The 25,899-nt window shown below is 71.6% G+C and carries 27 protein-coding genes; 9 read left to right on the top strand and 18 right to left on the bottom strand.

Translation table 11 applies throughout. From position 1 onward, the window contains the following. Window positions 1-13 precede the first annotated feature (13 nt). The 8 genes from ACF09C_RS05900 to ACF09C_RS05865 all read right to left on the bottom strand — a co-directional run bounded on the left by ACF09C_RS05900 (window position 14) and on the right by ACF09C_RS05865 (window position 7,713). Window positions 14-931: a glutamate ABC transporter substrate-binding protein gene (locus tag ACF09C_RS05900; RefSeq protein WP_392089171.1), complete on the bottom strand. Its 918-nt coding sequence runs from the start codon at window positions 929-931 to the stop codon at window positions 14-16. Between the two features lie 17 nt (window positions 932-948). Then, the gene (locus ACF09C_RS05895; protein WP_392089169.1) at window positions 949-1,695 is read right to left on the bottom strand and encodes an amino acid ABC transporter ATP-binding protein; all 747 of its coding nucleotides are present in this window, start codon (window positions 1,693-1,695) and stop codon (window positions 949-951) included. Between the two features lie 138 nt (window positions 1,696-1,833). Next, entirely contained in the window at window positions 1,834-2,271 is a 438-nt protein-coding gene (locus tag ACF09C_RS05890) for a DUF6278 family protein (RefSeq protein ID WP_362412455.1), read from the bottom strand. Between the two features lie 88 nt (window positions 2,272-2,359). Further along, entirely contained in the window at window positions 2,360-3,139 is a 780-nt protein-coding gene (locus tag ACF09C_RS05885) for an exodeoxyribonuclease III (RefSeq protein WP_392089167.1), read from the bottom strand. 54 nt (window positions 3,140-3,193) lie between these two features. Next, a complete protein-coding gene (locus tag ACF09C_RS05880; protein ID WP_362412880.1) occupies window positions 3,194-3,811 on the bottom strand; it encodes an MBL fold metallo-hydrolase in 618 nt (205 codons plus the stop codon). 71 nt (window positions 3,812-3,882) lie between these two features. Then, the gene (locus tag ACF09C_RS05875; RefSeq protein ID WP_392089165.1) at window positions 3,883-5,157 is read right to left on the bottom strand and encodes an alpha/beta fold hydrolase; all 1,275 of its coding nucleotides are present in this window, start codon (window positions 5,155-5,157) and stop codon (window positions 3,883-3,885) included. A 140-nt stretch (window positions 5,158-5,297) separates the two neighbouring features. Continuing rightward, on the bottom strand, window positions 5,298-5,804 hold the full coding sequence (locus tag ACF09C_RS05870; RefSeq protein WP_392089163.1) for a sortase: 507 nt from the start codon (window positions 5,802-5,804) through the stop codon (window positions 5,298-5,300). 247 nt (window positions 5,805-6,051) lie between these two features. Continuing rightward, window positions 6,052-7,713 carry an FAD-dependent oxidoreductase gene (locus ACF09C_RS05865; protein WP_392089161.1) on the bottom strand — a complete coding sequence of 554 codons (1,662 nt, stop codon included), beginning with the start codon at window positions 7,711-7,713 and terminating at the stop codon, window positions 6,052-6,054. A gap of 233 nt (window positions 7,714-7,946) precedes the next feature. Here ACF09C_RS05865 and ACF09C_RS05860 point away from each other — a divergent pair, with 233 nt between their 5' ends. From ACF09C_RS05860 to ACF09C_RS05830, 7 genes are all read left to right on the top strand, one after another. Next, on the top strand, window positions 7,947-9,068 hold the full coding sequence (locus tag ACF09C_RS05860; protein ID WP_392089159.1) for a SchA/CurD-like domain-containing protein: 1,122 nt from the start codon (window positions 7,947-7,949) through the stop codon (window positions 9,066-9,068). Window positions 9,069-9,134: 66 nt separating this feature from the next. After that, the gene (locus ACF09C_RS05855; RefSeq protein ID WP_392089157.1) at window positions 9,135-9,605 is read left to right on the top strand and encodes a cupin domain-containing protein; all 471 of its coding nucleotides are present in this window, start codon (window positions 9,135-9,137) and stop codon (window positions 9,603-9,605) included. Beyond that, window positions 9,602-10,870: a beta-ketoacyl-[acyl-carrier-protein] synthase family protein gene (locus ACF09C_RS05850; RefSeq protein WP_392089155.1), complete on the top strand. Its 1,269-nt coding sequence runs from the start codon at window positions 9,602-9,604 to the stop codon at window positions 10,868-10,870. The genes ACF09C_RS05855 and ACF09C_RS05850 overlap by 4 nt, the downstream gene beginning before the upstream one ends. Further along, window positions 10,867-12,114: a ketosynthase chain-length factor gene (locus ACF09C_RS05845; protein ID WP_392089154.1), complete on the top strand. Its 1,248-nt coding sequence runs from the start codon at window positions 10,867-10,869 to the stop codon at window positions 12,112-12,114. The genes ACF09C_RS05850 and ACF09C_RS05845 overlap by 4 nt, the downstream gene beginning before the upstream one ends. Window positions 12,115-12,138: 24 nt before the next feature. Further along, a complete protein-coding gene (locus ACF09C_RS05840; protein WP_362412481.1) occupies window positions 12,139-12,399 on the top strand; it encodes an acyl carrier protein in 261 nt (86 codons plus the stop codon). A 2-nt stretch (window positions 12,400-12,401) separates the two neighbouring features. Then, window positions 12,402-12,881, top strand: coding sequence for an SRPBCC family protein (locus ACF09C_RS05835; protein WP_392089152.1), 480 nt, complete (start codon window positions 12,402-12,404; stop codon window positions 12,879-12,881). 88 nt (window positions 12,882-12,969) lie between these two features. Further along, entirely contained in the window at window positions 12,970-13,302 is a 333-nt protein-coding gene (locus tag ACF09C_RS05830) for a TcmI family type II polyketide cyclase (RefSeq protein WP_362412487.1), read from the top strand. Between the two features lie 105 nt (window positions 13,303-13,407). Here the strand turns inward: ACF09C_RS05830 and ACF09C_RS05825 are convergent, their stop codons facing one another. After that, window positions 13,408-14,436 carry a methyltransferase gene (locus ACF09C_RS05825; protein ID WP_392089150.1) on the bottom strand — a complete coding sequence of 343 codons (1,029 nt, stop codon included), beginning with the start codon at window positions 14,434-14,436 and terminating at the stop codon, window positions 13,408-13,410. A 53-nt stretch (window positions 14,437-14,489) separates the two neighbouring features. Further along, on the bottom strand, window positions 14,490-15,554 hold the full coding sequence (locus ACF09C_RS05820; protein ID WP_362412493.1) for a right-handed parallel beta-helix repeat-containing protein: 1,065 nt from the start codon (window positions 15,552-15,554) through the stop codon (window positions 14,490-14,492). Between the two features lie 187 nt (window positions 15,555-15,741). On the opposite strand from ACF09C_RS05820, the gene ACF09C_RS05815 reads away from it, so the two are divergent. Continuing rightward, on the top strand, window positions 15,742-17,283 hold the full coding sequence (locus tag ACF09C_RS05815; RefSeq protein ID WP_392089148.1) for an MFS transporter: 1,542 nt from the start codon (window positions 15,742-15,744) through the stop codon (window positions 17,281-17,283). Between the two features lie 35 nt (window positions 17,284-17,318). Here the strand turns inward: ACF09C_RS05815 and ACF09C_RS05810 are convergent, their stop codons facing one another. The 6 genes from ACF09C_RS05810 to ACF09C_RS05785 all read right to left on the bottom strand — a co-directional run bounded on the left by ACF09C_RS05810 (window position 17,319) and on the right by ACF09C_RS05785 (window position 22,816). Next, a complete protein-coding gene (locus ACF09C_RS05810) occupies window positions 17,319-17,894 on the bottom strand; it encodes a hypothetical protein (protein WP_392089146.1) in 576 nt (191 codons plus the stop codon). Next, complete coding sequence (locus tag ACF09C_RS05805; RefSeq protein ID WP_392089144.1) at window positions 17,891-19,084, bottom strand: ROK family glucokinase; 1,194 nt, start codon at window positions 19,082-19,084, stop codon at window positions 17,891-17,893. Before ACF09C_RS05805 ends, ACF09C_RS05810 begins: the two co-directional genes overlap by 4 nt. A gap of 36 nt (window positions 19,085-19,120) precedes the next feature. Next, a complete protein-coding gene (locus ACF09C_RS05800) occupies window positions 19,121-19,915 on the bottom strand; it encodes an ATP-binding cassette domain-containing protein (protein WP_392089142.1) in 795 nt (264 codons plus the stop codon). Beyond that, window positions 19,912-20,967, bottom strand: a complete 1,056-nt coding sequence (locus tag ACF09C_RS05795) for an ABC transporter permease (RefSeq protein ID WP_392089140.1) — start codon at window positions 20,965-20,967, stop codon at window positions 19,912-19,914. The genes ACF09C_RS05800 and ACF09C_RS05795 overlap by 4 nt, the downstream gene beginning before the upstream one ends. Further along, the gene (locus ACF09C_RS05790; protein ID WP_362412512.1) at window positions 20,964-21,983 is read right to left on the bottom strand and encodes a sugar ABC transporter substrate-binding protein; all 1,020 of its coding nucleotides are present in this window, start codon (window positions 21,981-21,983) and stop codon (window positions 20,964-20,966) included. The genes ACF09C_RS05795 and ACF09C_RS05790 overlap by 4 nt, the downstream gene beginning before the upstream one ends. Window positions 21,984-22,096: 113 nt before the next feature. Further along, window positions 22,097-22,816: a GntR family transcriptional regulator gene (locus ACF09C_RS05785; RefSeq protein WP_392090227.1), complete on the bottom strand. Its 720-nt coding sequence runs from the start codon at window positions 22,814-22,816 to the stop codon at window positions 22,097-22,099. Between the two features lie 144 nt (window positions 22,817-22,960). Between ACF09C_RS05785 and ACF09C_RS05780 the strand changes: the two genes are divergently transcribed. Then, window positions 22,961-23,965 (top strand): Gfo/Idh/MocA family oxidoreductase, encoded by a 1,005-nt coding sequence (locus ACF09C_RS05780; protein WP_392089138.1) that lies wholly within the window; start codon window positions 22,961-22,963, stop codon window positions 23,963-23,965. Between the two features lie 87 nt (window positions 23,966-24,052). Here the strand turns inward: ACF09C_RS05780 and ACF09C_RS05775 are convergent, their stop codons facing one another. Beyond that, window positions 24,053-24,487 (bottom strand): PaaI family thioesterase, encoded by a 435-nt coding sequence (locus ACF09C_RS05775; protein ID WP_392089136.1) that lies wholly within the window; start codon window positions 24,485-24,487, stop codon window positions 24,053-24,055. Between the two features lie 4 nt (window positions 24,488-24,491). After that, on the bottom strand, window positions 24,492-25,676 hold the full coding sequence (locus tag ACF09C_RS05770; RefSeq protein ID WP_392089133.1) for a cytochrome P450: 1,185 nt from the start codon (window positions 25,674-25,676) through the stop codon (window positions 24,492-24,494). Window positions 25,677-25,899: the final 223 nt, after the last annotated feature.

Raw genomic sequence — 25,899 nt, 5'->3', positions numbered from 1 at the left:
GGGCGCTCCTTCCTCAGCTCGCCGGGTAGCGGTCGATGGCGGGCGGCTGCGGGGCGGGCACCCCCGAGAGGCCGAGGGTCACGTCGTAGGCCTTCTTCCAGTCGCCGTTCTTCTCGTGCCCGGCGAGGGCGTCGTCGAGGGCGAAGCGCAGGGCGTTGTCGCTGCGGGGGACGCCGACGCCGTACGGCTCCTCGGAGAACGGCTTGCCGACGACCTTGAGTTCGTCGGGGACCTTCGCCGCGTAGCCCATCAGGATCGTGTCGTCGGTGGTGACGGCGTCGACCTGGTAGGTGAGCAGGTTGTCGACGCAGACGGAGTAGGTGTCGTAGGCGACCAGTTCCGCCTTCGGGTGGTCCCGTTCGATCCGCTGGTACGGGGTGGATCCGGCGGCGGAGCAGACCCGTTTGCCATCGAGGTCCTGCGGGCCGTGGATGTCGTTCTCGTCGGTGCGGACGAGCAGCGACTGGCCGGCCAGGTAGTAGGGGCCCGCGAAGCCGACGAGCTTCTTGCGGTTGTCGTTGATGGTGTAGGTGCCGACGTAGTAGTCGATCTGGCCGTTCTGCAGGGCGGTCTCGCGGTTCGCCGAGGCGATGGTCCGGAAGCTGATCGTGGCGGGGTCGAAGCCGAGGGAGGCGGAGAGCATCTTGGCGATCTCGATGTCGAAGCCGGAGTACCGCCCGGTGGCCGGGTCCTTCTCCCCCATGTAGGGCTGGTCCTCCTTGGCTCCGACGACGAGATGGCCGCGCTTCCGCGCCCGCTCCCAGGTCGGTGACTCGGGCAGCTGGAACGCCGACTGGACCTGGTAGACGGGGAGTTCGTCGGGCTGCGGACCCTTGACGGGCGGGCTGCCCTCCTTGCCGCAGGCAACCAGCGCGGTCACCGCGGCGGCGAGCAGCGTGAGGAGGGCGAGGCGACGGCGCGTACGGTGCATGTGGTGTCCACCCCCGCTCAGTGCTTGAGGATCTTGGACAGGAAGTCCTTGGCGCGTTCACTGCGCGGGCTGGTGAAGAACTCCTCGGGTGTGCGGTCCTCGACGATGCGGCCGTCGGCCATGAAGACGACCCGGTTGGCCGCGGAGCGCGCGAAGCCCATCTCGTGGGTCACCACGACCATGGTCATGCCCTCACTGGCCAGCTGCTGCATGACCTCCAGGACCTCGTTGATCATCTCGGGGTCGAGGGCGGAGGTCGGCTCGTCGAAGAGGAGCGCCTTGGGGTCCATGGCCAGGGCGCGGGCGATCGCCACCCGCTGCTGCTGGCCGCCGGAGAGCTGGGCGGGGAACTTGTCGGCGTGGGCGGCGAGACCGACCCGGTCGAGGAGTTCGCGCGAGCGCCGGTCGGCGTCCTCCTTCCTGCGCTTGCGGACCTTGATCTGTGCCAGGGAGACATTGGCGAGCACGGTCTTGTGGGCGAACAGGTTGAAGGACTGGAAGACCATCCCGACCTCGGCCCGCAGCCGGGCGAGCGCCCTGCCCTCCTCCGGGAGGGGCTGTCCGTCGATGATGATCTCGCCCGACTCGACGGCCTCCAGCCGGTTCATGGCCCGGCAGAGCGTGGACTTCCCCGAGCCCGAGGGCCCGATGACGACGACCACTTCCCCGCGCCCGACGGTGAGACTGATGCCCTGGAGGACGTGCAGCGTGCCGTAGTGCTTGTTGACGTCACGCAGCTCGATCAACGGATCGACGACCGCCATACGCTCCCCTGCCCCTTTTCAGCCGTGTCGAGGTCAGCGCAAACTATCCGGCGCAAAAAGGGACTTCATGGTCGACACGCGTAAAAACGGCATAAGCAGTATTTACTGCAGAAGGGTGTCCCGTGGGGGTGCGGACACTCAGAACTCGGCGGCCTCGCCGTACATCTGGGAGAGCTCCGGCGATCCGGTCATGGCCCAGTCGAGCCCGGCCTCGACCACATTGATCTCCCGGCCCGAGGCGAGCCGCACCACCGGCTGCCCGCCGGGCCACACCTGCCAGGCGGCACCGGGAACGTTCCGCACGATGACGGTGCCGAGATACAGACCGGCGTCGTTGCCGATCCACGGCAGCTCCTCCGGGTCGTCGCGCCAGCGCGGCGGGAGCTGGTCGAGCGCGGCGAGCGAGCGGGGACTGTCGTCCAGCGTCACCCCGCGGTCCTGGACTCTGGCACGCAGCAGCTCGCACTCGGCGAGCAGGTCACCCACCCCTTCGGGGTCGCGGTCGAAGGCCGCGGCCAAGGGGGGCTGATCGGCCTCATGCCGCTTGCGCCAGTTGTCCAGGAACGGGATGTTCATCCGAACAGCGTCGCATTTCACCCTCCCGTGGCACCACCCGGCGCGCGGAGATCATCCACGCCGGGGCGCCGGGGACGGGGATCGGAACCTAGACGTCCAGGTCGACGACGACCGGGGCGTGGTCGGAGGCGCCCTTGCCCTTGCGCTCCTCGCGGTCGACGTAGCCGTCCTTGACCGCGTCGGCGAACGGCTTGTTGCCGTACACCAGGTCGATGCGCATGCCCCGGTTCTTCGGGAAGCAGAGCTGGCGGTAGTCCCAGTACGTGAACGGGTGGTCGTACTTGAGCGGGCGCGGGACGACATCCACCAGGCCCGTCTCACGGAGCCCGGTCAGCGCGGCCCGCTCCGGCTCGGTGACGTGCGTGAGGCCCTCGAAGGCCGCCCGGTCCCACACGTCGTCGTCGGTCGGGGCGATGTTGTAGTCACCGAGGACGGCGAAGGGCCGCTCCCCCGCCGCGTCCTCGGCCACGGCCGCGCGGAGCGCCTCCAGCCAGCGGAGCTTGTACGCGTAGTGCTCGTGCGCGACCTCGCGGCCGTTCGGCACGTACACGGACCAGACCCGGACCGGTCCGCAGGTCGCGGAGACGGCCCGGGGCTCCTGCACGCCCTCGTACTCGGGACCGCCGGGCAGGCCCGTGACGACGTCGGTGAGGCCGACCTTGGAGATCAGCGCCACGCCGTTCCACCGGCCGGTGGCGTGGACCACCGATTCGTACCCCAGCTCGCGCAGCTCGTCGGTGGGGAACTGCTCGGCGGTGCACTTGGTCTCCTGGACGCACAGCACGTCCGTGCCGGTGCTCTCCAGCCATGCCAGGAGTCGGGGCAGGCGGGCAGTGATCGAATTGACGTTCCAGGTCGCGATGCGCATGAGCGCAAGCCTAACGGCGGGGTGTGACAGTCACCGTCCGCGAGCGCCGGTGGGTCACAGCCGGGTGGAGTCGCCCGGGGTGAGCCGGCCGTGGTCCGTGCCGCCGAGCGCGCCGATCTGCCGGTCGTAGATCGGCCGGGCGAGGTCGGTGAGCAGGGCGTCGTGGATGTCGATGGCGCGGCGCGGCTTGACCTCGCGGACGTACTCGATGACCTCGGAGATCTTGTTCCAGGGGGCCATCACGGGCAGCATCAGCGTGTCCACCGGCCGGTCGGGGACGGTCAGGGCGTCGCCCGGGTGGAAGACCGTGCCGTCCACCAGGAAGCCGATGTTCGTGATCCGGGGGATGTCCGGGTGGATCACCGCGTGCAGCTCGCCGTGGACCTGGACGTCGAACCCGGCTGCGGTGAAGGTGTCGCCGTGGCCGACGGTGTGGACGCGGCCGGGGAAGGCGGCCGACAGCTGGTCCGCGACGCTGCGCAGGGTCCAGATCTCGGCCGCCGGGTTGGCCTCGAGACCGGCGCGCAGCCGGTTCTCGTCGAAGTGGTCGGGGTGCTCGTGGGTGACGAGGAGGACGTCGGCGCCGAGCGCGGCGTCCTCCTCGCTGAAGCCGCCGGGGTCGATGACGAGCGTCCGCCCGTCCTTCTCCAGACGGACGCAGGCGTGCGACATCTTCGTCAGCTTCACGGCACTCCACCTCACGACGGGCGTACGGGCCCCGTCAGCCTACGCCCGGAGATGATCTAGGGAGTGTCCGGAGGCGTCGTCTCCTCCTTGATCGCCCGGCCCATCACGCGCAGGGCGCTCTCGGCGGCCGGGAGGCCGCAGTAGACGGCGGTCTGGAGCACGATCTCGCGGAGTTCGTCGGGGGTGAGCCCGTTGCGCAGGGCGGCCCGGGTGTGGTCCGCGAGGGCGTCGAGGTGGCCGCCCGCGATCAGCGCCGTCAGGGTGACGCAGCTGCGGGTGCGCCGGTCGAGGCCGTCCCGGTGCCACACCTCGCCCCAGGCGTAGCGGGTGACCAGGTCCTGGAGGTCGGCGCCGAACGCGTCGGCGCCTGCCTGCTCCACATGGGCGTCGCCGAGGATCTCCCGGCGGAGCCTGTCCCCCCGCTCGTAGGGGTCGGGGCGCGCGGTCCCGGCGGCCTCGTCGGCCGGTTCGGCGGGCGCGATCTCGGCGACGGGCACGACGGTGGCGGACACGGGCGGCATCGGCGGCGCCGGCAGCGTGCTCTGGGTGTCGTGGACGATCCCGGCGAAGTGGTCGATGAGCAGTTCGGTGACGGCGGCCGGCTGCTCGACGGGCGCGAGGTGGGAGGCGCCGGGGACGACGGCGAGCCGGGCGTCGGCGATCCCCGCGACCAGGGTGCGGGCCTCGGCGGGGCCGGTGACCTGGTCGTCGGAGCCGACGAGGACCAGGGCGGGGACTCCGATCCGGCCGAGCGCCTCCCGGACGTCGAAGAGGGCGAGCGCCTCGCAGGCTCCGATGTAGCAGCCGGGGTCGGTGGTGCGGACCATCTGGACGGCCCACTCGACGATGGCGGGCTGCGCGGCGCTGTAGGCGGGGGTGAACCACTGCTCGGGGGCGGTACGGGCCATGGGGTCGAGGCCGTTGGTCCGGACGATCACACCGCGCTGGCGGAACTCGTCGGCGCTGCCGAACCGGGGCGAGGTCGCCACCAGGGCGAGCGAGGCGACCCGGTGGGGTGCGCGCAGCGCGAGGTCGAGGCCGACGGCCCCGCCGATGGAGCAGCCCGCGTAGCCGAAGCGCTGGATGCCCAGCTCGTCGAGGGTGGCGAGCAGCCGGTCGCCGAGTTCGGCGACGGAGGTGAAGGGGTGGGCGGGCGCACCGCCGTGCCCGGGCAGGTCGAACCGGACGACACGCCACTGCCGGGTCAGCTCGGGTATCTGCCGGTCCCACATGTGCATGGTCGTGCCGAGCGAAGGGCCCAGGACCAGAACCGGGGCGTCTTCTCTCCCGTCGAGGCGGTATTGCAGGGTGTTACTCGGTGTATCACTCACCCGCAAGACCCTCTCATCTCCCCCTGCCCCGCCCTTCGCCGGGTCGCGCCCGACGCTTCGCGGCCCCGGATCTCCTCGCGGAGCCGGGGCCGTGGTGGGTCGTCGGGTCGTGGTGGGTGATGGGGTCGTGCGGTGTGGGGTCAGCCGGAGTTCCGGGCGGCGGTGCGACGGTGCTTCCCGATCAGGACGCCGGCGGCGGTGCCGCCGAGGAGCAGTGCGCCGACGGCGTACGGGCTGCCGTCGTCGTCCCCGTCCGCGGCGCCGGCGGCCCAGCCGAAGCCCGCCTCCACGGCACCGTTCGGCCGGCCCGAGATCTGGTAGGTGAGGGTCTGCTTGATGCGGGGCGGGCATTTGAGGGTCACGGTGTCCGTGCCGGAGCGGGCGTCGGCCGGAAGCGTGAACTCACCCACGAGGACGCCCTTCCGGTCGCCCGGCAGGAGGTGGAACGACCCGGCCACCTCCGACTCGCCCTTGCCGTACGTCTCCGTGCCGCAGGCGGTGGTGCTGACGGTGACGGTGCTCCCGGGGGAGGCCTTCCAGGGATTGACCCAGGCGTTGCCGGACGAGTCGGCGACGGCGGCGGGTGCGGACAGGGCGAGTGTGCTCAGGACCAGGGCGAGCTGGACACCTGTACGTGTGACACGCATGCTTCTTCTCTCCTTCGGCGGAGCTTTCCTGGCCGGCTGGTCCGCGCGGCGCCTGTGCTGTGCTCCGTGCACGAGAAGATCCCCGACCGGTGATCACCGCAACGGGAAGGTCGCGCGCGATGTCCCCCGGTCGGGGTCTTGATCGTCCTTGCCGCTGATCGTCTGTGCAGGTCACGGCGGCCCGCACGGCGCCCGCAATCGCATGGCGTCCCGCGCGCGAACGGGCTAGTTGTGTCGACGGAAGGGGTCAGACCCGGCCCAGGATCGCCATGACGGCCTGCTCCAACGCCGCTCCGGGATCCGGCGGCGCCCCCTCCGACCGCCACGCGACGAACCCGTCGGGACGGACGAGGACCGCGCCGTCCACGGTGACGCCGTGGGTCTCCTTCCAGTCGGTGTCGTCCTCGGGCGCGAGCTCCGCGTCGGGGCCGTCGCCGATCCGGTACGAGTCGAGCGGCACCGGCAGCTCCTGCCGGAGGCGGGTCGCCGCCGTGTGCCAGCCGCCGGCGCCGTCCTCGGAGCTCAGGAGCACAAGGGACCGCTCGTACAGGTCGAGGGTGGAGATCCGGGTACCGGCGCGGTTCAGCCACACGTGGGGTGCCCGGCTCCCGGGTTCGCCCGTCAGCCGCAGCCCTTCGGACACGACCGGCAGCGACCCGTCGGCGCCCAGGACGGCGCCCCGCGGATAGCGGTAGCCGAGCACCTCGTTGAGCAGACCGCCCTTCCTGCCCTTGGGGCTGTCGGATCCGGTGCCGGGGGCGTACCCGGGGTGGCTGTGCTCGACCGATCGCGACGAGGCGCGGGCGCTCGTCGCCTCCGCCACCGGCCGGCGCTCCGCGTCGTAGGAGGCGAGCAGTCCGGGGCCGGCCCAGCCGCCCAGGACGGCGGCGAGTTTCCAGGCGAGGTTGTGCGCGTCCTGGATACCGGTGTTGGAGCCGAACGCCCCGGTGGGCGGCATCTCGTGGGCGGAGTCGCCGGCGAGGAACACCCGGCCGTCCCCGTAGCGTTCGGCGACGCGTTCCGCCGCGTGCCAGGGCGCCTTGCCGGTGATCTCCACATCGAGGTCCGGCACTCCCACGGCCCGCCGGATGTGTGCGACGCACCGCTCGTCGGTGAACTCCTCCAGCGTCTCGCCGTCTTCGGGGTGCCAGGGAGCGTGGAACACCCAGCGCTCCCGGTTGTCGACCGGCAGCAGGGCCCCGTCGGCCTCCGGGTTCGTCAGGTAGCAGACGATGAAGTGCCGGTCCCCGACGACGTCCGCGAGGCCGCGCGAGACGAAGGTGACGCTCACGTTGTGGAACAGGTCGCCCCGACCGCTCTGCCCGATGCCGAGCAGCTCGCGCACCGGGCTGCGCGGGCCGTCCGCCGCGACGAGGTAGTCCGCGCGGATGGTGGTGTGCTCGCCGGTGTCGCGGCTCTTGACCTGCGCGGTCACCCCTTCGGCGTCCTGCTCGAAGGACATCAGCTCCGTCGAGAAGCGCAGGTCCCCGCCCAGCTCCCGGGCGCGTTCGAGCAGCACCGGTTCGAGGTCGTTCTGGCTGCACAGGCACCACGCGGCGGGGCTGAAGCGGGCGAGACCGCCGCCTGGGTCGATCTCCTTGAACAGCCACCCACCGGCATCACCCACCAGGCTCGGCGTCTGCAGGATGCCGCTGTTGTGGGCCAGGACGGACGCGGCCTCCTGGATGGACCGCGCGACCCCGGCGGAGCGGAACAGCTCCATCGTGCGCACGTTGTTGCCGCGGCCGCGCGGGTGGATCGAGGTGCCCGCATGGCGCTCGACCAGTGTGTGCGGAACTCCGAGGCGTCCCAGGAACAGTGAGGTGGACAGGCCCACCAGTGAGCCGCCGACGATGAGTACGGGCGTACGGTGACCTGCTGCTTCGCCGGCCACGTCGAATCGGTTCATTGTTCGTCTCCCGGCGTCCTGCGACGCGGGTCGGGGATGGGATCCAGATTCAAGCCCTTCGGGGACGGGTCCGCGTGCCGGGGGCACCCGGATGACACGCGGTTCACTCGTCCGCTCTTTCGGGCTCGCGCGCTCTCGGCGCTCCTGTCAACCATCGACACATCACGACTCCGGCGTTTCGGTCGCGCAGGTCGTTTCCCCACCCCCCACTGAGAAGAGAAGAGGTGTGCCGGATGGCCCCCTCGGGACGCATCTCGCAGTCTGCCTTCGACGGCTCCAGACTGCGGGTCATCCTCCTGCTCGACCTGTACGAAGGAGCGCAGGAGCAGTTCCTGGACGCGTACGAACTCATGCGCAAGCAGGTCGCCTCCGTTCCCGGTCACATCAGTGACCAGCTCTGCCAGTCCATCGAGAACCCGTCGCAGTGGCTCATCACCAGCGAGTGGGAGAGCGCCCCGCCGTTCCTCGCATGGGTGAACAGCGAGGAGCACGTCCAGACGGTCAAGCCGATGCACAGCTGCGTCCGGGACACCCGTTCCATGCGCTACAGCATCCTCCGGGAGACCGGTCCCGATCGGTCGGCCTCGCGGGCCGCGGCGCCGGCGGACGCGCAGGTGGCCGCCCGCGTGGGCGACGGTGTGGCACGCCACGCCCTCACCTTCACCGTCAAGCCGGGCTCCGAGTCGAAGGTGGCGGAGCTCCTGGCCGGGTACGAGTCACCCCGGGCCCAGGTCGACGAGACCACGCGGCTGCGCCGTACCTCCCTCTTCATGCACGGCAATCGCGTCGTGCGGGCCGTGGAGGTGGAGGGCGACCTCCTGGTGGCGCTCCGGCACGTCGCCCGTCAGCCCGAGGTACGGGCGGTCGAGGAGGCCATCAACCCGTACCTGGAGCAGGACCGGGACCTGACCGACCCCGAGTCGGCACGGGTGTTCTTCACCCGGGCCGCGCTCCCGGCCGTCCAGCACGTGGTGTCCAGCCGGCCGGCCCCGGCCGAGCTGCGACGGCACGCGCTGTACTACCCGGCCAAGGAAGGCCGCGGGATGGAGCTGGCCCGGCTGCTCGCCCATCAGGACCGGGCCGCTGCCGACGATCCGGACAGCCCGGTGTACGGCAGCACCGTGTTCCAGCGCGACGACATCGTGGTGCGCCTCGTCGACATCACGGGCGAACTCGACCTGGACCCCGTCGCCTCGCTCGGGCTCAAGGGCTCCGGGAAGGCCGCGGAGCTGGAACTCCTTCTCGACGGCGCCGCGATCGGCGTCGAGGGCTCCCTGAAGACGGAGCGCAACGTCAACCGGCTTCTGTCGCACGCCGACATGCTGCCCGTCACCGACCGCACGGCCGATTCCTGACAGCCGGTCGCGGCCCCGTAGCAGTCGCCCCTCAGCACGTCACTGCCACATCCGGAGGTACCCACCATGCTCAAGCAGCGCCCACGCATCGTGACCCTGGACGAGACGGAACCCAACCGCAGGCGCGGAGGTGACCTGCGGGCCATGCTCACGCCGGCCACCGTGGGGTCCACCAGCGGCTTCATGGGACTGGCCATCGTTCAACCGGGCGAGCGCATCGGCGAGCACTACCACCCGTACTCCGAGGAGTTCGTGTACGTCGTCTCGGGCGCGCTGGAAGTGGACCTGGACGGCGAGACGTACGCGCTCACGACCGATCAGGGTCTCCTGATCCCGATCGACATGCGACACCGCTTCCGCAACGTGGGCGACGTGGAGGCTCGGATGGTCTTCCACCTGGGCCCGCTCGCCCCCCGGCCGAGCCTCGGACACGTCGACACCGAGGTCACCGACGAGGCCGAGCTCGCCGCCGCGGGCCCGCACCTGACCGTGGGCGACCCGGGACAGGTGTCCGAGCGAAGCGGGGCCATCGAGTGACCCGGCGTGTGGCCGTCACCGGTATCGGTGTGGTCGCTCCGGGCGGCACCGGAGCGAAGGCGTTCTGGGACCTCCTCGCCGCCGGCCGTACCGCGACCCGTGGCATCACCCTGTTCGACCCGGTCGGGCTGCGCTCCCGGATAGCCGCCGAGTGCGACTTCGACCCGGCGGAGCACGGCCTCGACCCGGAGTTGAGCCGGCACGCCGACCGGTACATCCAGTTCGCCGTCGTCGCCGCCGGGGAAGCCGTCCGCGACTCCGGACTGGACACCGACAGCGAGGACCCCTGGCGCGTCGCCGTCTCCCTGGGCAGCGCCGTCGGCGGCACCACCCGGCTCGAACACGACTACGTCCTGGTCAGCGAGGGCGGGCAGCGGTGGGACGTGGACCACCGCGCCGCCGACCCCAAGCTGCACCTGGCGTTCTCGCCGAGCACCCTCGCCTCCGTCGTGGCCGAGCGGTTCGGCGCCCGCGGCCCGGTGCAGACCGTCTCCACCGGCTGCACCTCCGGCCTCGACGCCGTCGGCTACGCCTTCCACACCATCGAGGAGGGCCGGGCGGACGTCTGCATCGCGGGCGCGTCGGACTCCCCGATATCCCCGATCACCATGGCCTGCTTCGACGCCATCAAGGCCACGTCGCCCGACAACGACGACCCGGAGCACGCCTCCAGGCCCTTCGACAACAACCGCAACGGTTTCGTCATGGGCGAAGGCGCGGCCGTGCTCGTCCTGGAGGAGTACGAGCACGCCAGGGCTCGCGGTGCGCACATCTACTGCGAGATCGGCGGCTACGCCACCTTCGGCAACGCGTACCACATGACCGGTCTGACCGGCGAAGGGCTCGAGATGTCACGGGCGATCGACTCCACGCTCGACCAGGCCCGTCTCGACCCCACGCTGATCGACTACGTCAACGCGCACGGCTCGGGCACCCGGCAGAACGACCGGCACGAGACCGCCGCCGTGAAGCTGTCCCTGGGCGCGCACGCCTACGACACGCCCATGAGCTCCATCAAATCCATGGTGGGGCACTCGCTGGGCGCGATCGGCGCGATCGAGGTGGCCGCGTGCGTCCTCGCGCTGAAGCACCAGGTGGTACCTCCGACGGCGAACTACGAGACCCCCGACCCCGAGTGCGACCTGGACTACGTGCCGCGCACCGCCCGCCCCCGGAAGCTCAGGAACGTGCTCTCCGTGGGCAGCGGATTCGGCGGCTTCCAGTCCGCGGTCCTCCTGACGGGGCCGGGCGGGAGGACACGATGAGCACTGAGCGCCCACGGCGGGCGGTCGTCACCGGCATCGGTGTGATCGCTCCCAACGGATTGAGTGCCGACACGTACTGGAAGTCCGTCCGGGAAGGCCTCGGCGTACTGGACCGGATCACCCGCGAGGGCTGCCAGGAGCTGCCGCTCAAGGTCGCGGGCGAGGTCCGGGGCTTCGACGCCTCGGACCTGATCGAGGAGCGTTTCCTCGTCCAGACCGACCGCTTCAGCCACTACGCGATGGCCGCGGCCCAGCTCGCCCTCGACGACGCCGGCCTCGCCCTCGACGATCCGGAGGAGCCCTTCTCGATCGGCGTGGTCACCGCGGCCGGTTCCGGTGGCGGCGAGTTCGGCCAGCGAGAGCTCCAGAAGCTCTGGGGCCAGGGATCCAAGTTCGTCGGCCCGTACCAGTCCATCGCCTGGTTCTACGCCGCGAGCACCGGCCAGATCTCCATCCGGAGCGGGTTCAAGGGGCCGTGCGGCGTCGTCGCGAGCGACGAGGCGGGAGGCCTGGACGGCCTCGCCCACGCGGCCCGGGCCGTACGACGTGGGACCGGTGCGGTGATCGTCGGAGCGGCGGAGGCGCCGCTCGCCCCGTACTCGATGGTGTGCCAGCTCGGATACCCGGAGCTCAGCACCGTCGAGGACCCGGACCGCGCCTACCGGCCCTTCACCCGAGGAGCCTGCGGGTTCGTCCCGGCGGAGGGCGGCGCGATGCTCGTCGTGGAGGACGAGTCCCGCGCCCGCGACCGGGGAGCGGCCGTCCGGGCCGTCGTGGCCGGCCACGGCGCCACGTTCACCGGTGCCTCCCGGTGGGAGGAGTCCCGGGAGGGACTCGCCCGCGCCGTCCGCGTCGCCCTCGACGAGGCCGGGTGCGCCCCCGAGGAGATCGACGTCGTCTTCGCCGACGCCCTGGGCGTACCGGAGGCGGACCGTGCCGAGGCGCTGGCGATCGCCGACGCCCTCGGGGACCACGCCACCCGCGTACCCGTCACGGCGCCCAAGACGGGCATCGGCCGTGCCTACTGCGGGGCACCCGTCCTGGACACCGCCGCCGCGGTCTTCGCGATGGAGCACGGCGTCGTTCCGCCCACCCCCAACGTGTTCGACATCTGCCACGACCTCGATCTGGTGATGTCCCGCGCTCGCCCCGCCGAGCTGCGCACGGCCCTGGTCCTCAGCCGGGGACTCATGGGATCCAACGCGGCGCTGGTCCTGCGCCGCGGCGACGAATCCGCCCGGTAGGACCGGGCGGGAAGGAGAGCACAGATGATCACCACCACCCTCACCTTCGAGGAACTCGCCGCGCTGATGAAGCAGTCGGCCGGGGTCACCGTCCCCGTCCCGGAGCTGGAGAAGGCGCCGGACACGCCGTTCGCCGGTCTCGGCGTCGACTCGCTCGGCCTGCTCGGGATCGTCGGCGAGCTGGAGAACCGGTACAGCGTGTCGCTGCCCACCGACGCCGAGCGCTGCAAGACGCCGGCCGAGTTCCTCGACCTCGTCAACACCGCCCTCAAGACGGGAGTCTGACGGTGTCCGGTCACACTGACAACAGCATCACCATCGACGCCCCGCTCGATCTCGTCTGGGACATCACCAACGACATCGAGAACTGGCCCAGCCTCTTCAGTGAATACGCCTCCCTGGAGGTGCTCGACCGCGAGGGCGACTCGACCACCTTCCGCCTGACCATGCACCCGGACGAGTCCGGGAAGGTCTGGAGCTGGGTGTCGGAGCGCACCGTCGACCGCCCCGGGCGGACGGTCCGCGCCCGCCGCGTCGAGACCGGCCCGTTCGACCACATGAACATCCGGTGGGAGTACGAGGAGACGCCGGCCGGCGTGCACATGCGCTGGGTCCAGGACTTCGCGATGAAGCCCGAGGCTCCGGTCGACGACGACTGGATGACCGACAACATCAACCGCAACTCCCGTACGCAGATGGCCCTCATCCGGGACCGCATCGAGCAGGTCGCCCGCGACCGCCGGAGCGCCTCGGTCCTGCCCGGCTGACCCGCACCGGGCCGCGCACCCCCGCGGCTCTCGCGCACCCGCCCACCTGCGCACCCGCAGCGGCCGCGCTCCCCAGGAAGGACGCTCGATGCACCACGCTCTGATCGTCGCCCGCATGGTGCCGGATTCGGCACCGGCGATCGCCGACGTGTTCGCCGCCTCCGATCGCGGCGAACTCCCGCACCTCGTCGGCGTCACCCGACGTCGGCTGTTCCAGTTCGGTGATGTGTACCTGCACCTCATCGAGTCGGACCAGGACCCGGCGCCGGCCATCGCGAAGCTGGCCGGCCACCCGGAGTTCCGGGACACCAGCGAGCGCCTGTCGGCGTACGTCAGCGCGTACGACCCGCAGACGTGGCGGAGCCCCAAGGACGCCATGGCACAGTGCTTCTACCGCTGGGAACGCGACGGGGGTTCCTGACCCCCGAGGTCCGTACGCGCCCGGCAGCGAAACCCGAGGCCGCCCGCCCCGCGAACGACGCGGAGCGGGCGGCCTCGGGTTTCGGGGTGTCCTCGTTCACCGCCCTCAGGCGGGCACGGTGCACTCGAAGGCGTGGAGGTACGCGTTGACCGGGCGGATCTCGTCGATGACGAGCCCCGCGTCCGTCAGCCGGTCGACCATGCTCTGCCGGGTGTGCTTCGCGCCGCCGACGTTGAGGAGCAGCAGCAGGTCCATGGCGGTCGTGAACCGCATCGAGGGCGTGTCGTCCACGAGGTTCTCGATCACGACGACCCGTGCACCGGGGCGCGCCGCCCGGCGGACGTTGGCGAGCGCCCTGCGGGTGCTGTCGTCGTCCCACTCCAGGATGTTCTTGATGATGTACACGTCCGCCTGGACGGGGATGGCCTCACGGCAGTCGCCGGGCACGATCCGGACCCGGGAGGCCAGCGGACCGTCCGCCCGCAGGCGCGGATCGGCGTTCTCCACCACCCTCGGCAGATCGAGCAGCGTGCCGTGCAGGTCGGGGTGCTTCTCCAGCAGACTCGCCAGGACGTGCCCCTGCCCGCCGCCGATGTCGACGACCGACGACACGCCGTGCAGATCCAGCAGGTCGGCGACGTCCTGGGCCGACTGCCGGCTCGACGTCGTCATGGCCCGGTTGAACACGTACGCGGACTCGGGCGCGTCCTCGTTGAGGTACGCGAAGAACTCCCTCTCGTACACGTCCTCGAAGACGTTGCGGCCGGAGCGCACCGCCTCGTCGAGCTTCGGCCAGACGTCCCACGTCCACGGCTCGGTGCACCACAGGGCGATGTAGCGCAGGCTCTGCGGGTCGTCCTCGCGCAGCAGCCGGGACATCTCCGTGTGGACGAAGGTGCCGTCGGCCCGTTCGGCGAAGACCCCCTGGCAGGACAGGGCGCGCAGCAGTCGGCGCAGGGTCCGCGGCTGGGTCTTGACCGCCGCCGCGAGGTCCTCCACGGTCATGGGCGTGTCGCCCAGGGCGTCGGCCACGCCCAGGCGGGCGGCCGCGCGTACGGCGGCGGCGCACGCCGCCCCGAATACGAGTTCCCGCAGCCTCATGGGCGGCGGCGGAGCCGGATCAACAGTCGTCATCTGTCGCCTTGTCTGTGCAGTCGTGCCGTGGGTGAGGGAGTGGATCCGACCGTTCAGCACATGCCCGCGGGCTCGGAGACCTCGCAGGTGTTGCCGCTGAAGGTGTTGCCCTTGCCGGTGTCCCGGTTGGCCAGGTCGGCCGAACCGTTGCGCAGGACGACGTTGTCGCGGATCTCGTTGCGTTCGTTGAGGGCCCCGACGAAGCTCTTGAAGAGCACGATGCCGCCCGACAGCGGCGAGGTGCCCACGTTGTCCTCGATCCGGTTCCGCGCGACCAGCGTCTCCTCCGCGCCGGTGAGGACGATCCCCGAGCCCTGCAGGAAGGGCAGTCGGGGCGTCTTGGGGCAGTGCTTGTTGTTGGAGTGGATGTGGTTCCCGCGCAGGCTCATCGCCCCGGCGCGCGGTGTGGACTCGTCGCCCACCACGAACACGGCGGCGCAGTTCCCGGTCGCCTCGTTGCGGTCGACGGTCAGGTTGCGCAGGCGCCGCACCGTGATGCCGATCCGGTTGCCGGAGAGACGGTTGTGACTGATCCGGGTCCCCTCGGCGTCGACGGCCCCGGCCTCCGTGTCGGTGGTGTTGGACACGAAGAGGCCGGCGTCCGCGTTGTCCCGGGCGACGTTGTGGGTCAGCTCGCTGCGGACGGACCTCTCCAGGGCGATGCCCCAGTTGCCGTTCCTCTCGGCCGTCACCCGATGGACCTTCAGGCGGTCGGTCCGCGAGGCCCACAGACCGTTCTTGGCGAATCCCTGGAGCGTCAGCGAGCGCACGGTGACGCCCTTGACGGGGCTGCCGTCCTTGCCGGTCACGCAGATGCCGTGTCCGGCCTTGGCGCAGGTGTTGTCGGCGGCGGCCTTGGAGGGCGCGATGACCGTGCGGAAGACGGTCGAGCCGCGCAGGGTCACGTCCGATGTGGTGATGCGGACGCTCTCACGGTAGGTACCGGGAGACAGCACGATGGTGTCCCCCGGCTTCGCGGCGTCCACGGCCGTCTGGATGGATTCGCCGGGCTTCACCCGGTGCACCGTGCGGCTGTGGGCCGTCGGGGTGGTCGCGCCGAGCCCGGTGGCGACGAGGGCCACGGTGCAGGCCAGGAGGGAGATCTGTCGTCTGGTCATGTGACGAAGCTATGAGCGGGCGTTCCGACCTGCCACCGCTGATCGTCCAGGCGGACCTGGGCTTACCTCCCTGCGGTCCACGCGCCGGGCGTGGCGCGCGGGTCCTGGGGGGAATCACCGCTCCGCCGTGAATCATGGTCCCGCCGGGAGCGCCTCTTCCGTGCGGGCGGGCAGGAAAGGGGTTCGGATGCGCAAGTGGTGGCCCTTGACGGCGATCTGTCTGGGCACCTTCATGCTGCTCCTCGACGTCACGATCGTGGTCGTGGCGCTGCCCGCCATGGCGGCGGACCTCGGCACCACGCTCTCCGACCTGCAGTGGGTGGTCGACGTCTACGCGCTGGCCCTGGCGTCGCTGCTGCTCGGCGTCGGATCCCGCGCCGACCGGATCGGCCGCAGGAAGGTGTACCTCGTCGGGCTGCTCGTCTTCACCGCGGCGTCGGTGATGTGCGCGGTCGCCCCGAACGCGGGGGTGCTGATCGGCGCCAGGGCGGTACAGGGCCTGGGCGCCGCCGGGATGTTCGGTACGACGATCGCGCTGCTCGGCATGCACTACAGCGGCCGGGAGCGGGGCGTCGCCTTCGCCGTGTGGGGCGCCACCAACTCGGTCGCCGCGGCGGCCGGGCCGATGGTCGGCGGACTTCTCACCCAGTACCTGGACTGGCGATGGATCTTCTTCGTCAACGTGCCGGTCTGCCTGGCCGCCGTCGTGATGACGCTGCGCTCGGTGCGCGAGGCGAGGGGCGAGGGCCGGCAGCCGGCGGACGTCCTCGGCGTGGTCACGTTCACGGTGGCGAGCGGGGCCCTCACGTTCGGGCTGATCCGAGCCCACACCGACGGCTGGACGGCACCCTTCACCCTCGGCCTGTTCGCGGCGGCGGCCGCCGCCCTCACCCTCTTCGTCGTGGTCGAGACGAGGCACGAGCACCCCGTCCTCGACCTGTCGCTGTTCCGCCGGCCCTCGTTCACCGGCATCATGATCGGCGCCCTGTGCCTGCAGGGCGCCGCGTTCGCCTCTCTGTTGTACGCGTCGCTGTGGATGCAGTCCGTCCTGGGGTACGGGCCCGTCCGGGCAGGTCTGTACATCCTGCCCATGTGCGCCTCCGCGTTCGTCGCCTCGGCCCTCGCGGGCCGCTTCGGCCCCTGGCCGCCCCGGGCGGCCATCGCGGGAGGCCTCGCGCTCGTCGCCCTGGGCTCCGGCATGCAGGCCACCCTCGACGCGGGCTCTTCGGGCACCAGCCTGGTGGCGGGGCTCCTCGTCGCCGGGCTGGGGGTCGGCCTCGTGACACCGAGCCTGGCGGCGGCGGCCCTGGCCACGGTCCCGCCCGAGCGCGCGGGCATGGTGGGCGGCGCGGTCAACACCGTCCGCCAGCTGGGCTTCGCCCTGGGGATCGCCGTGTTCGGCGTGATCTTCCAGTCGCGGATCGAGGGGGTGCTGAAGGCCGACGGCGGTGTCCCCGACCCGCACGGCACGGCCGCCGCGCTCAGTGGCGGACAGGCCCGGTCGGTCATCGCCGGATGGCCGGAAGGCGAGCGCGCCGAGATGGCGCGCCTGGTGCGTGAGGCGTTCACGTCCGGCCTGAACGCGGTCCTTGTCGTGGCGGCGGCGCTGGGGGCGGTCGCCGCACTGCTCGTGGTGGCGACGGTGCGCGTCCCGGCGGGCGGCGCCGAGCAGCGGAAGCGGGACGCGAGCCCGCACGGACGGGAGGCGCGGGCGGACGCCGCCCGGTAGCGGCGGCGGCCACGTGGGGCGGTGTGCGGGACCCGTCAGGGGGTCGTGGTGGACACCACGAACACGGTGGGGGACGCGGGGTCCGTGAGGTCGACGGTGATGTCCTGGCTGGGCCTGGGCTTGTCGCGGGTGACCGTGGTGGAGGACCAGACGCGGTCGGCGGGGAAGGTCCAGCCGACGATGTCCGCGTCGCGCGGGCTCACGGTGACCGTGCCGGAGGTCAGCGCCGAGCGGCTGGAGCCGACCCCGTTCAGGAAGGCGTCGAGACGGCCCGCGGTCGTCGTGAACTGGACGTACAGCCGGCTGGTCTTCCAGTTGCTGGTCTCGAAGTAGGCGACGTTCTTGCTGCCCGCCGGGATCGGCACCTCGAAGACGCGGCGCTTCATCAGCGAGGGCCAGTTGTCGCTCAGACCGGTCGCCGAGGACTCGCGCTCCTTGTCGCGGCCGCTGTCGCGGCTCTGCCCCGCGGAGATCATGAGGTACCCGGCGGGGATGCCGACGAGCAGCACGATGATGATCGCCGTCAGCCAGCGACGGCGGATCATGTGCCGCCGGTCCTCCGGCATCTTCGGGGCCTGTTCGGGAGAGGTGGTCGGGGAGGGGACGGTCATGAAGGCGGGTCCTGGGTGGTGCGGTCCTGGGCGGAGCGGGAGGAGGTGCGCGGATCGGTGGCGGCCCGGAGGACCTGGGCGTACCGCTCGTAGCGTTCGTAGCGCTCGACGCGGCGGCGGTTGGCGCGGCGGAAGCGGCGGGCGACGAGCCGGGCGAGGTCGGCGGCGCCGACCATGCCGGCCTCGGGGCCGAGCTGGGCCTTGGTGATCCGGGCCTCGGGGCGGTATCCGCGGCCGGTGAGGTGGCGCCGGAAGGCGTCCCTGGCCGGGCCGATCAGCAGGTCGTCGGCGGCGCTGACGCCGCCGCCGATGACGAAGCAGGAGGGGTCGAGGGCGGCGGCCAGGTTGGCGATGCCGACGCCCAGCCACTGGCCGATGTCCTGGAGGAGCTCGACGCACATCGCGTCGCCCTCGCGCGCCAGCTCGGTGATCAGCGGTCCGGTGATGTCGGGGACGTTGCCCTTGACCCGTTCGATGATGTTGTACGCGACCGGGGAGTCGGCGGCCGCCAGCTCCTTGGCCTCGCGGACCAGGGCGTTGCCGGAGCTGTACTGCTCCCAGCAGCCGCGGTTGCCGCAGGGGCAGCGGTGGCCGCCGGGGACGACCTGCATGTGGCCGAACTCGCCGGCCACCCCGTACTTGCCGCGCTTGACCCGGCCGTCCTCCAGGATCGCGCCGCCGATGCCGGTGCCGAGTGTGATCATGACCAGGTGGTCCTCGCCGCGCCCGGCGCCGAAGCGCCACTCGGCCCAGGCGGCCGTGTTGGCGTCGTTGTCGACCATGACGGGCACGGCGAGCCGGGACTGGAGCGAGTCGCGCAGCGGCTCGTTGCGCCAGGCGAGGTGCGGGGCGAACAGGACGGTGGCCCGGTCGGCGTCGACCCAGCCGGCCGCGCCGATGCCGACGGCGTGCACGTCGTGCCGGTCGGAGAGGTCCAGGACCAGCTCGACGATGGTGTCCTCGACGACCTTGGGGCTCTTGGACTTGTCCGGCGTCTCGGTGCGGACCTTCTCCAGGATCGTGCCGTCCGCGTCGACGACCCCGGCCATGACCTTCGTACCGCCGATGTCGATGCCGACGGTGGGCACCCGGGGCGCGGTCAGGTGCGAGCGCCGTTCCCGGGTGCCGACGGTCCGCAGCACCGTCGCCCGGGCGGCGCCGCGGTGGGAGAGGTCGCGGTAGGTACTCATCGGCTCGATTCTGCCAGGTGCGGTGTCGGAGGGCCGTTACGAGGACGTGGGGCGTTCCAGCTCGTGCCGCAGGTCGTCCAGCTCGCTGCCGCCCGCCATCTGCCGGGTCAACTCGTCCAGGGTGACGGAGCTCTTGGTGTGGCTGCCCGCCATGGCGCCCCGCTTGAGCAGGACGGAACGGTCGCCGACGAGGTAGGCGTGGTGCGGGTTGTGGGTGATGAGGACCACGCCGAGGCCCTGGTCACGTGCGGCGGCCACGTATTTGAGGACCACGCCGGACTGCTTGACGCCGAGGGCCGCCGTCGGCTCGTCCAGGACCAGGACCTTCGCGCCGAAGTGGACCGCCCGGGCGATGGCCACGCACTGGCGCTCGCCACCGGAGAGGGTGCCGATGGGCTGGTCGACGTCGCGCAGGTCGATGCCCATCCGGAGCAGCTCGGTCCGGGTCGTCTCGCGCATCAGCTCGACGTCGAGTCTCTTGAAGGGCCCCTTGCCCTTCGTGGGCTCGGAGCCGAGGAAGAAGTTCCGCCAGACCGGCATGAGCGGGACGACGGCCAGGTCCTGGTAGACGGTGGCGATGCCGCGGTCCAGGGCCTCGCGCGGGTTGGCCAGGGAGACCTCCTCGCCCTCGATGCGGAAGGTGCCGGCGTCGTGCCGGTGCAGACCGGCGACGATCTTGATGAGGGTGGACTTGCCGGCGCCGTTGTCGCCGAGGACGCAGGTGATCTCGCCGGCGTGGACCTCCAGGGAGACCCCTTCGAGGGCGCGGATGTTGCCGTAGAACTTGCTGACGTCGTCGAGTTCGACGAGAGCAGTGGCCTCCGTGGTCATTTGGTTGCCTCCACGCGCCTGCGGATCCAGGCGTTCAGCAGCGTCGCCAGCAGGAGCATGGCGCCCAGGAAGAACTTGAACCAGTCCGGGTTCCACTCGGCGTACACGATGCCCTTGCTGGTCATGCCGAAGATGAACGCGCCGACCGCGGAGCCGATCGCGGAGCCGTAGCCGCCGGTGATCAGGCAGCCGCCGATGACGGCCGCGATGATGAAGATCAGCTCGTTGCCGACGCCCTCGCCCGACTGGACGACGTCGAAGGAGAAAAGCAGGTGCTGGCCGGAGATCCAGGCGCAGAAGGCCACGCCCATGTAGAGGCCGATCTTGGTGCGGCTGACCGGGACGCCGACCGCGCGGGCCGCGTCGGCGCCGCCGCCGACGGCGAAGATCCAGTTGCCGAAGCGGGTGCGCAGCAGGATCCAGGTGGCGACCGCGACCAGGCCGATCCACCACAGGATGGTGACCTTGAGCTCGACGTCGCCGATGGTCAGCTGGGAGGCGAAGAGCTTCTTCGCCGAGGGGAAGCCCTCCATGTCGGCGATCGACTTCGTGGAGACCGTGCCGCTGATGAGCTTGGTGAAGCCGAGGTTCAGACCGGTCAGCATCAGGAAGGTGCCGAGGGTGATGATGAAGCTCGGGAGCTTGGTGCGGGTCAGCATCACGCCGTTGAAGACGCCGATGGCGAGGGTGACGAGCAGCGAGACTCCGACGCCGACCCAGACGTTGGCGGTCATCTGGTAGCTGACCATCGAGGAGATCAGCGCCGAGCTGGTGACCAGGACGCCCGCCGAGAGGTCGAACTCGCCGCCGATCATCAGCAGCGCGACGGGCACCGCCATGATGCCGAGGGTGGAGGCCGCGTAGAGGACCGTGCCCAGGCTGGAGGGGGTCAGGAAGCTGTCGGCGACGAGCGAGAAGAAGACGAAGAGGGCGATCGCGCCGACGATCGAGCCGAGTTCGGGCCGGGCCAGCAGCTTCTTCAGCGGGGAGGTGCGCAGCAGCCGCTCGTCGACATGGTCGATGCCGTCGCCCGTCGGGGCGAGACCGCTCATCGGGTGCCCCGCTCCGTGTAGCCCTTGAGCGCGGCGGCGTCTTCCTTGGTGATGATCTGGGGTCCGGTGAGGACGGGCTTGCCACCGCCGAGGACGTCGGCGTTGTACTTGTACAGCCAGAGCAGGTCGACGGCCTCGTAGCCCTGGAGGTAGGGCTGCTGGTCCACGGCGAAGCCGAGGGCGCCGGAGGAGAGCCCGGTGGCGACCTTGGCGTTGAGGTCGAAGGTGTCGATCTCGGCGCCGGAGCCCGCGGTCTTCTTCGCCTGGACGGCGGCGTCCGCGAAGGGCGCGCCGAGGGTGACGACGGCGTCGATGGCCGGGTCCGCCTGGAGCTTGGCCTCGATGGAGGCCTGGACGTCGGGCATGTTGGTGCCGTCGACGTACAGGTTCGTCATCTCTCCGTCGAAGGTCTTCTTCGCTCCGGCGCAGCGCTGCTCGTGGCCGACGTTGCCCTGCTCGTGCAGGACGCACAGGGCCTTCTTCTTCCCTCGGTCGTCCAGCTCGTCGCCGACGGCCTCGCCCGCGACGGTCTCGTCCTGGCCGATGTGGGTGAGCGCGCCGTAGGCCTGGGACTGCTCGGAGCCGGAGTTGACGGTGATCACCGGGATGCCGGCCTTGACCGCCTTCTCGACGGCCGTCTTCATCGCGTCGGGCTTGGCCAGCGTGACGATGAGGCCGTCGACGCCCTTCGCGACGTACGAGTCGATGAGCTGGGCCTGCTGCTGCGCCTCGTCACTGTGGGCGTAGAGGAAGTTGATGTTGTCCTTGACGGCGGCCTGCTCGGCGCCGTTCTGGACGATGTCCCAGAAGGTGTCGCCGTCGCCGGAGTGGGTCACCATGGCGAAGGTCCACCGGGGGGTGTTCACGGCCGCCTTCCCCTGGGCCGCGGCCGCCTTGCGGGCGTCCTCCGCGCGCTTCCCGCCGGTGCTGCTGCACCCCGCGAGTGCGGCGGTGAGCGCCACCGCGAGCACGGCGCCGACTGCGGCGCGTACCCCTCCTGTCCGAAGCCTGGTCACGAGGCCGTGCCCTCCTTTGTGTCCTTCTGCGTGCATTGCAGTATCGGTCATGGGGGTCGCGCGGACTTCAGTGGGTCATGAGTGGGTCATGTGCGGGTCGTGCGAGGGGCGGGTCAGGGGCGGACCAGGAGCTGGAAGTCGAAGGCGTACCGCGACGCCCGGTAGAGGTGGGAGCCGAACTCGACGGCGCGCCCCGTGTCGTCGAACGTGGTGCGTTCCATGGTGAGCAGCGGGGCTCCCTCCTCCTCGGCGAGCAGTGCGGCCTCGGCGGCCGTGGCGGCGCGGGCGCCGACGGTCTGACGGGCGCTGTGCAGGGTGATACCGACGCCGCGCATCAGCCGGTAGAGACCGGTCGCCTCCAGGCGTCCCGCGTCCAGGTCGAGCAGCCCGGCCGGAAGGTGGTTGCGCAGGTACGCCATGGGCTCGTCGTGCGCCGTACGCAGCCGCTCCACGTACCGGACGTCGCTGCCCTCCGGTACGCCGAGGGCCGCCGCGACCCGGGCGGCGGCGGGTTCGACGCGGTCGACGAGGACCCGGGTGGCGGGGCGCTGCCCGGCCGCCTCCAGATCGTCGTAGAGGCTGCTGAGCTCCAGCGGACGCCGGACCTGACTGTGCACGACCTGGGTGCCGACGCCGCGCCGGCGGACCAGGAGCCCCTTGTCGACCAGGGACTGGATGGCCTGCCGCACGGTGGGCCGCGAGAGGCCGAGCCGGTTGGCGAGGTCGATCTCGTTGCCGAGCAGGCTCCCGGGGGCAAGGGCCCCGTTCTCGATGGCCGCCTCCAGCTGCCGGGCGAGCTGGTAGTAGAGCGGGACCGGGCTGGTGCGGTCCACGGCGAGGTGGGGCGGCTCGGCGGGCGGGGGCTGCTTGGACACGGACGGGAGCGTAGCCCGAGGAGATGATGACAGGAAGTGGTGAAGTCCGATTGTCCTGACAAATCCTTGACAGGGCCCTGGTCCGGGACCACCTTGGGGGCCATGCGTATCGGACTGATCGGAACGGGTCGTATCGGGGCCTTCCACGCGGGCGTGCTCGCCCGGCACCCGGAGGTCGAGTCGCTGGTGGTGGCCGACGCGGACGCCGAGCGGGCGGCGCGGGTCGGCGGGGCGGTCGGGGCGGAGCCGGCGCCGGGCGTGGACGCGCTCCTGGAGCACCACGCGCTCGACGCCGTGGTCATCGCCTCCGCCACGGCGGCCCACGCCGAGCTGATCGGCCGCGCGGCGGGCGCGGGGCTGCCGGCCTTCTGCGAGAAGCCGATCGCCCTGGACGTGCCGGGCACGCTGGGCGCGCTGCGGGCGGTCGAGGCGGCGGGGACGGAGCTCCAGCTCGGGTTCATGCGCCGCTTCGACGCCGGGTACGCGGCCGCGCGGGAGGCGGTGCGGTCCGGGCGGCTCGGCCGGCTGCACACCGTACGGGCGGCCACCTCCGACCCGGCCCCGCCGCCCGCCGCGTACCTGCCGCTCTCCGGCGGGCTCTTCCGGGACTGTCTGGTGCACGACTTCGACATACTGCGCTGGGTGACCGGGCGGGAGGTCGTCCAGGTGTACGCGACCGGCTCGGACGCGGGACCGGCGATGTTCCGCGAGGCCGGTGACGTGGACACCGCGGCGGCGGTGCTCACCCTGGACGACGGCACGCTGGCGACCGCGACGGCGACCCGGTGCAACGGGGCCGGGTACGACGTCCGGATGGAGCTGGCGGGCGAGCGGGACCAGATCGCGGTCGGCCTGGACGACCGGACGCCGCTCACCTCGGTGGAGCCGGCCGGCCCGGCGGCCCCGGTCAAGCCGTGGACGGGGTTCCTGGAGCGGTTCGCCCCCGCGTACGAGGCCGAACTGGACGCGTTCGTCCGGCTGGTACGGGGCGAGGCGCCGAACCCCTGCGACGGGCGGGAGGCTCTGGAGGCGCTCCGGATCGCCGAGGCGTGCGAGCGCTCCCGGCGCGAGGGCCGCCCGGTCCGCCTGGACGAGATCCCGTCGTAGGCGGACCGGACCTAAGGAAGACCGGACCTAAGGCGGACCGGGCGGGTGGCGGACCGGACGTCAAGCCGACCGGGCGGGCCGGTCCGCTCAGCCCGTCGCCGCGAGGACCGTTCCCTGGGCGACCGCGCACAGGGTCTCGGTGCCCTCGCCGTCCACGGCCAGCAGGTCGCACCGGACGACCGCCTGGCGGCGGCCCGCGTGGACGACCGAGGCGCGGGCGCGCAGGGTCGCGCCGACGGCCGGGCGGACGTACTGGATGGAGAACCCGGCCGTGAGGACCGCCGGGCCGAGGGCCGCGCCGGCCGCGAAGGTCAGCGCGTTGTCGGCGGCGTAGGACAGCACCCCGCCGTGGACGAAGCCGTTCTGCTGCTGGAGCTCCTCGCGGAGGTCCACCTCCAGGGTCGCCCCGGCGTCGCCGAAGGCGGTGAGCCGGGCGCCGACGAGCCGGCTGAACGGCTGGGCGTCGAGGACCTTGCGCGCGAGGTCGAGGCCGAAGTCCTGGGCGGGTGCGGTGTCGGTCATCGGGTCACCACCGGACGGGGAGGCGGCGCACGCCGCGGATGAGCAGGCCGGGCATCCACTCCCAGGGAGCGGCTTCGGGGTCGAGTTCCAGCCGGGGGAACCGCTCCAGGAGTGTCCGGATCGCGACGGCGCCCTCCAGCCGGGCGAGCGGCGCGCCGAGACAGTAGTGCAGGCCGTGCCCGAAGGCGAGGTGCCCGCGCGGTTCGCGGCGGATGTCGAAGCGGTCCGGTGCGGGGAAGCGCGCCGGGTCCCGGTCGGCGCCCGCGAGGGAGACGAAGACCGGCGCGTGGGCCGGGATGTCCGTACCGCCGACGCTGGTCGCCTCCTTGGCGATCCGGAAGGTGCTGGTCTCCACCGGGCCGTCGTAGCGCATCCCTTCCTCGACGGCCCCGTCGATGAGCCCGAAGTCAGCGCGCAGGGCGGCGAGTTGGTCCGGGTGGGCGAAGAGGGCGCGCAGGGTGCTGGAGATCAGGTTGACGGTCGTCTCGTGCCCGGCGATGAGCAACAGGTAGGCCATCCCGCGCAGTTCGGGCAGGGAGAGCCGGTCGCCGTCCTCGGCGCGGGTGGCGATGAGCGCGGACAGCAGGTCGTCCGCGGGCCCGGCCGCCCGCTTGTCCTCGATCAGTTCGTCGAGGTAGGCGCCGAAGCCCTCGACGATCTCCCGTTCGGGCGTGCCTCCGGTCGGCGCGACCAGCTCGTTCGACCAGCGGCGGAAGGACTCGCGGTCGGCGGTCGGGACGCCGAGGAGCTCGCAGATGACGGTGATGGGCAGCGGGAAGGCGAAGGCGTCCACGAGGTCGGCCCGGCCGGCCGGTTCGGCGGCCATCGCCTCGACGAGCTCGTCGGCGATTTCCTGCACGCGCGGGCGCAGGGCCTCCACGCGCCGGGCGGTGAACTCCCGCGCGACGAGCTTGCGCAGCCGGGTGTGGTCCGGCGGGTCGACGGCGAGCAGGTTCGGGCCGATGACCTCCTCGTCGACCGGGACGAAGCCGATGACGGACGGCGACTTCACCAGCCGGGGGTCGGTGAGCGCGGCCCGGCCCTCCTCGTGACCGACGACGAGATAGAACTCCCAGCCGTCGGGCATGCGGACGTGGTGGACGGGACCGCTCTCGCGGAGCTTGGCGTAGTAGGGATACGGGTTCGCGGTGAAGTCCGCGCCGTACTCCCCCAGATCGATGACGGACATCTCCCCACCCTAGGGCCTCTCGTTTGGATCACGCCGGGCTCGCGGGCCCTGGCACCGCTCCCCCAAGCTCTTCGAGCAGGGGGTACCCCCAGCCGCGTTGTCGTCGGTCCCCAACGCTCCGCGTTGACTCCCTCCTCCGCCTTGCGATCCGTCCCCTAGGCCCAGAGGGCCTGGGGAGACCCCATGCACCAGACCCCGCTCCCTGATCCGGCCTGATCCAAAC

Source organism: Streptomyces sp. NPDC014870 (assembly GCF_043081505.1).
GTDB lineage: Bacteria > Actinomycetota > Actinomycetes > Streptomycetales > Streptomycetaceae > Streptomyces.
This window is presented reverse-complemented; position numbering and strand designations above follow the sequence as displayed.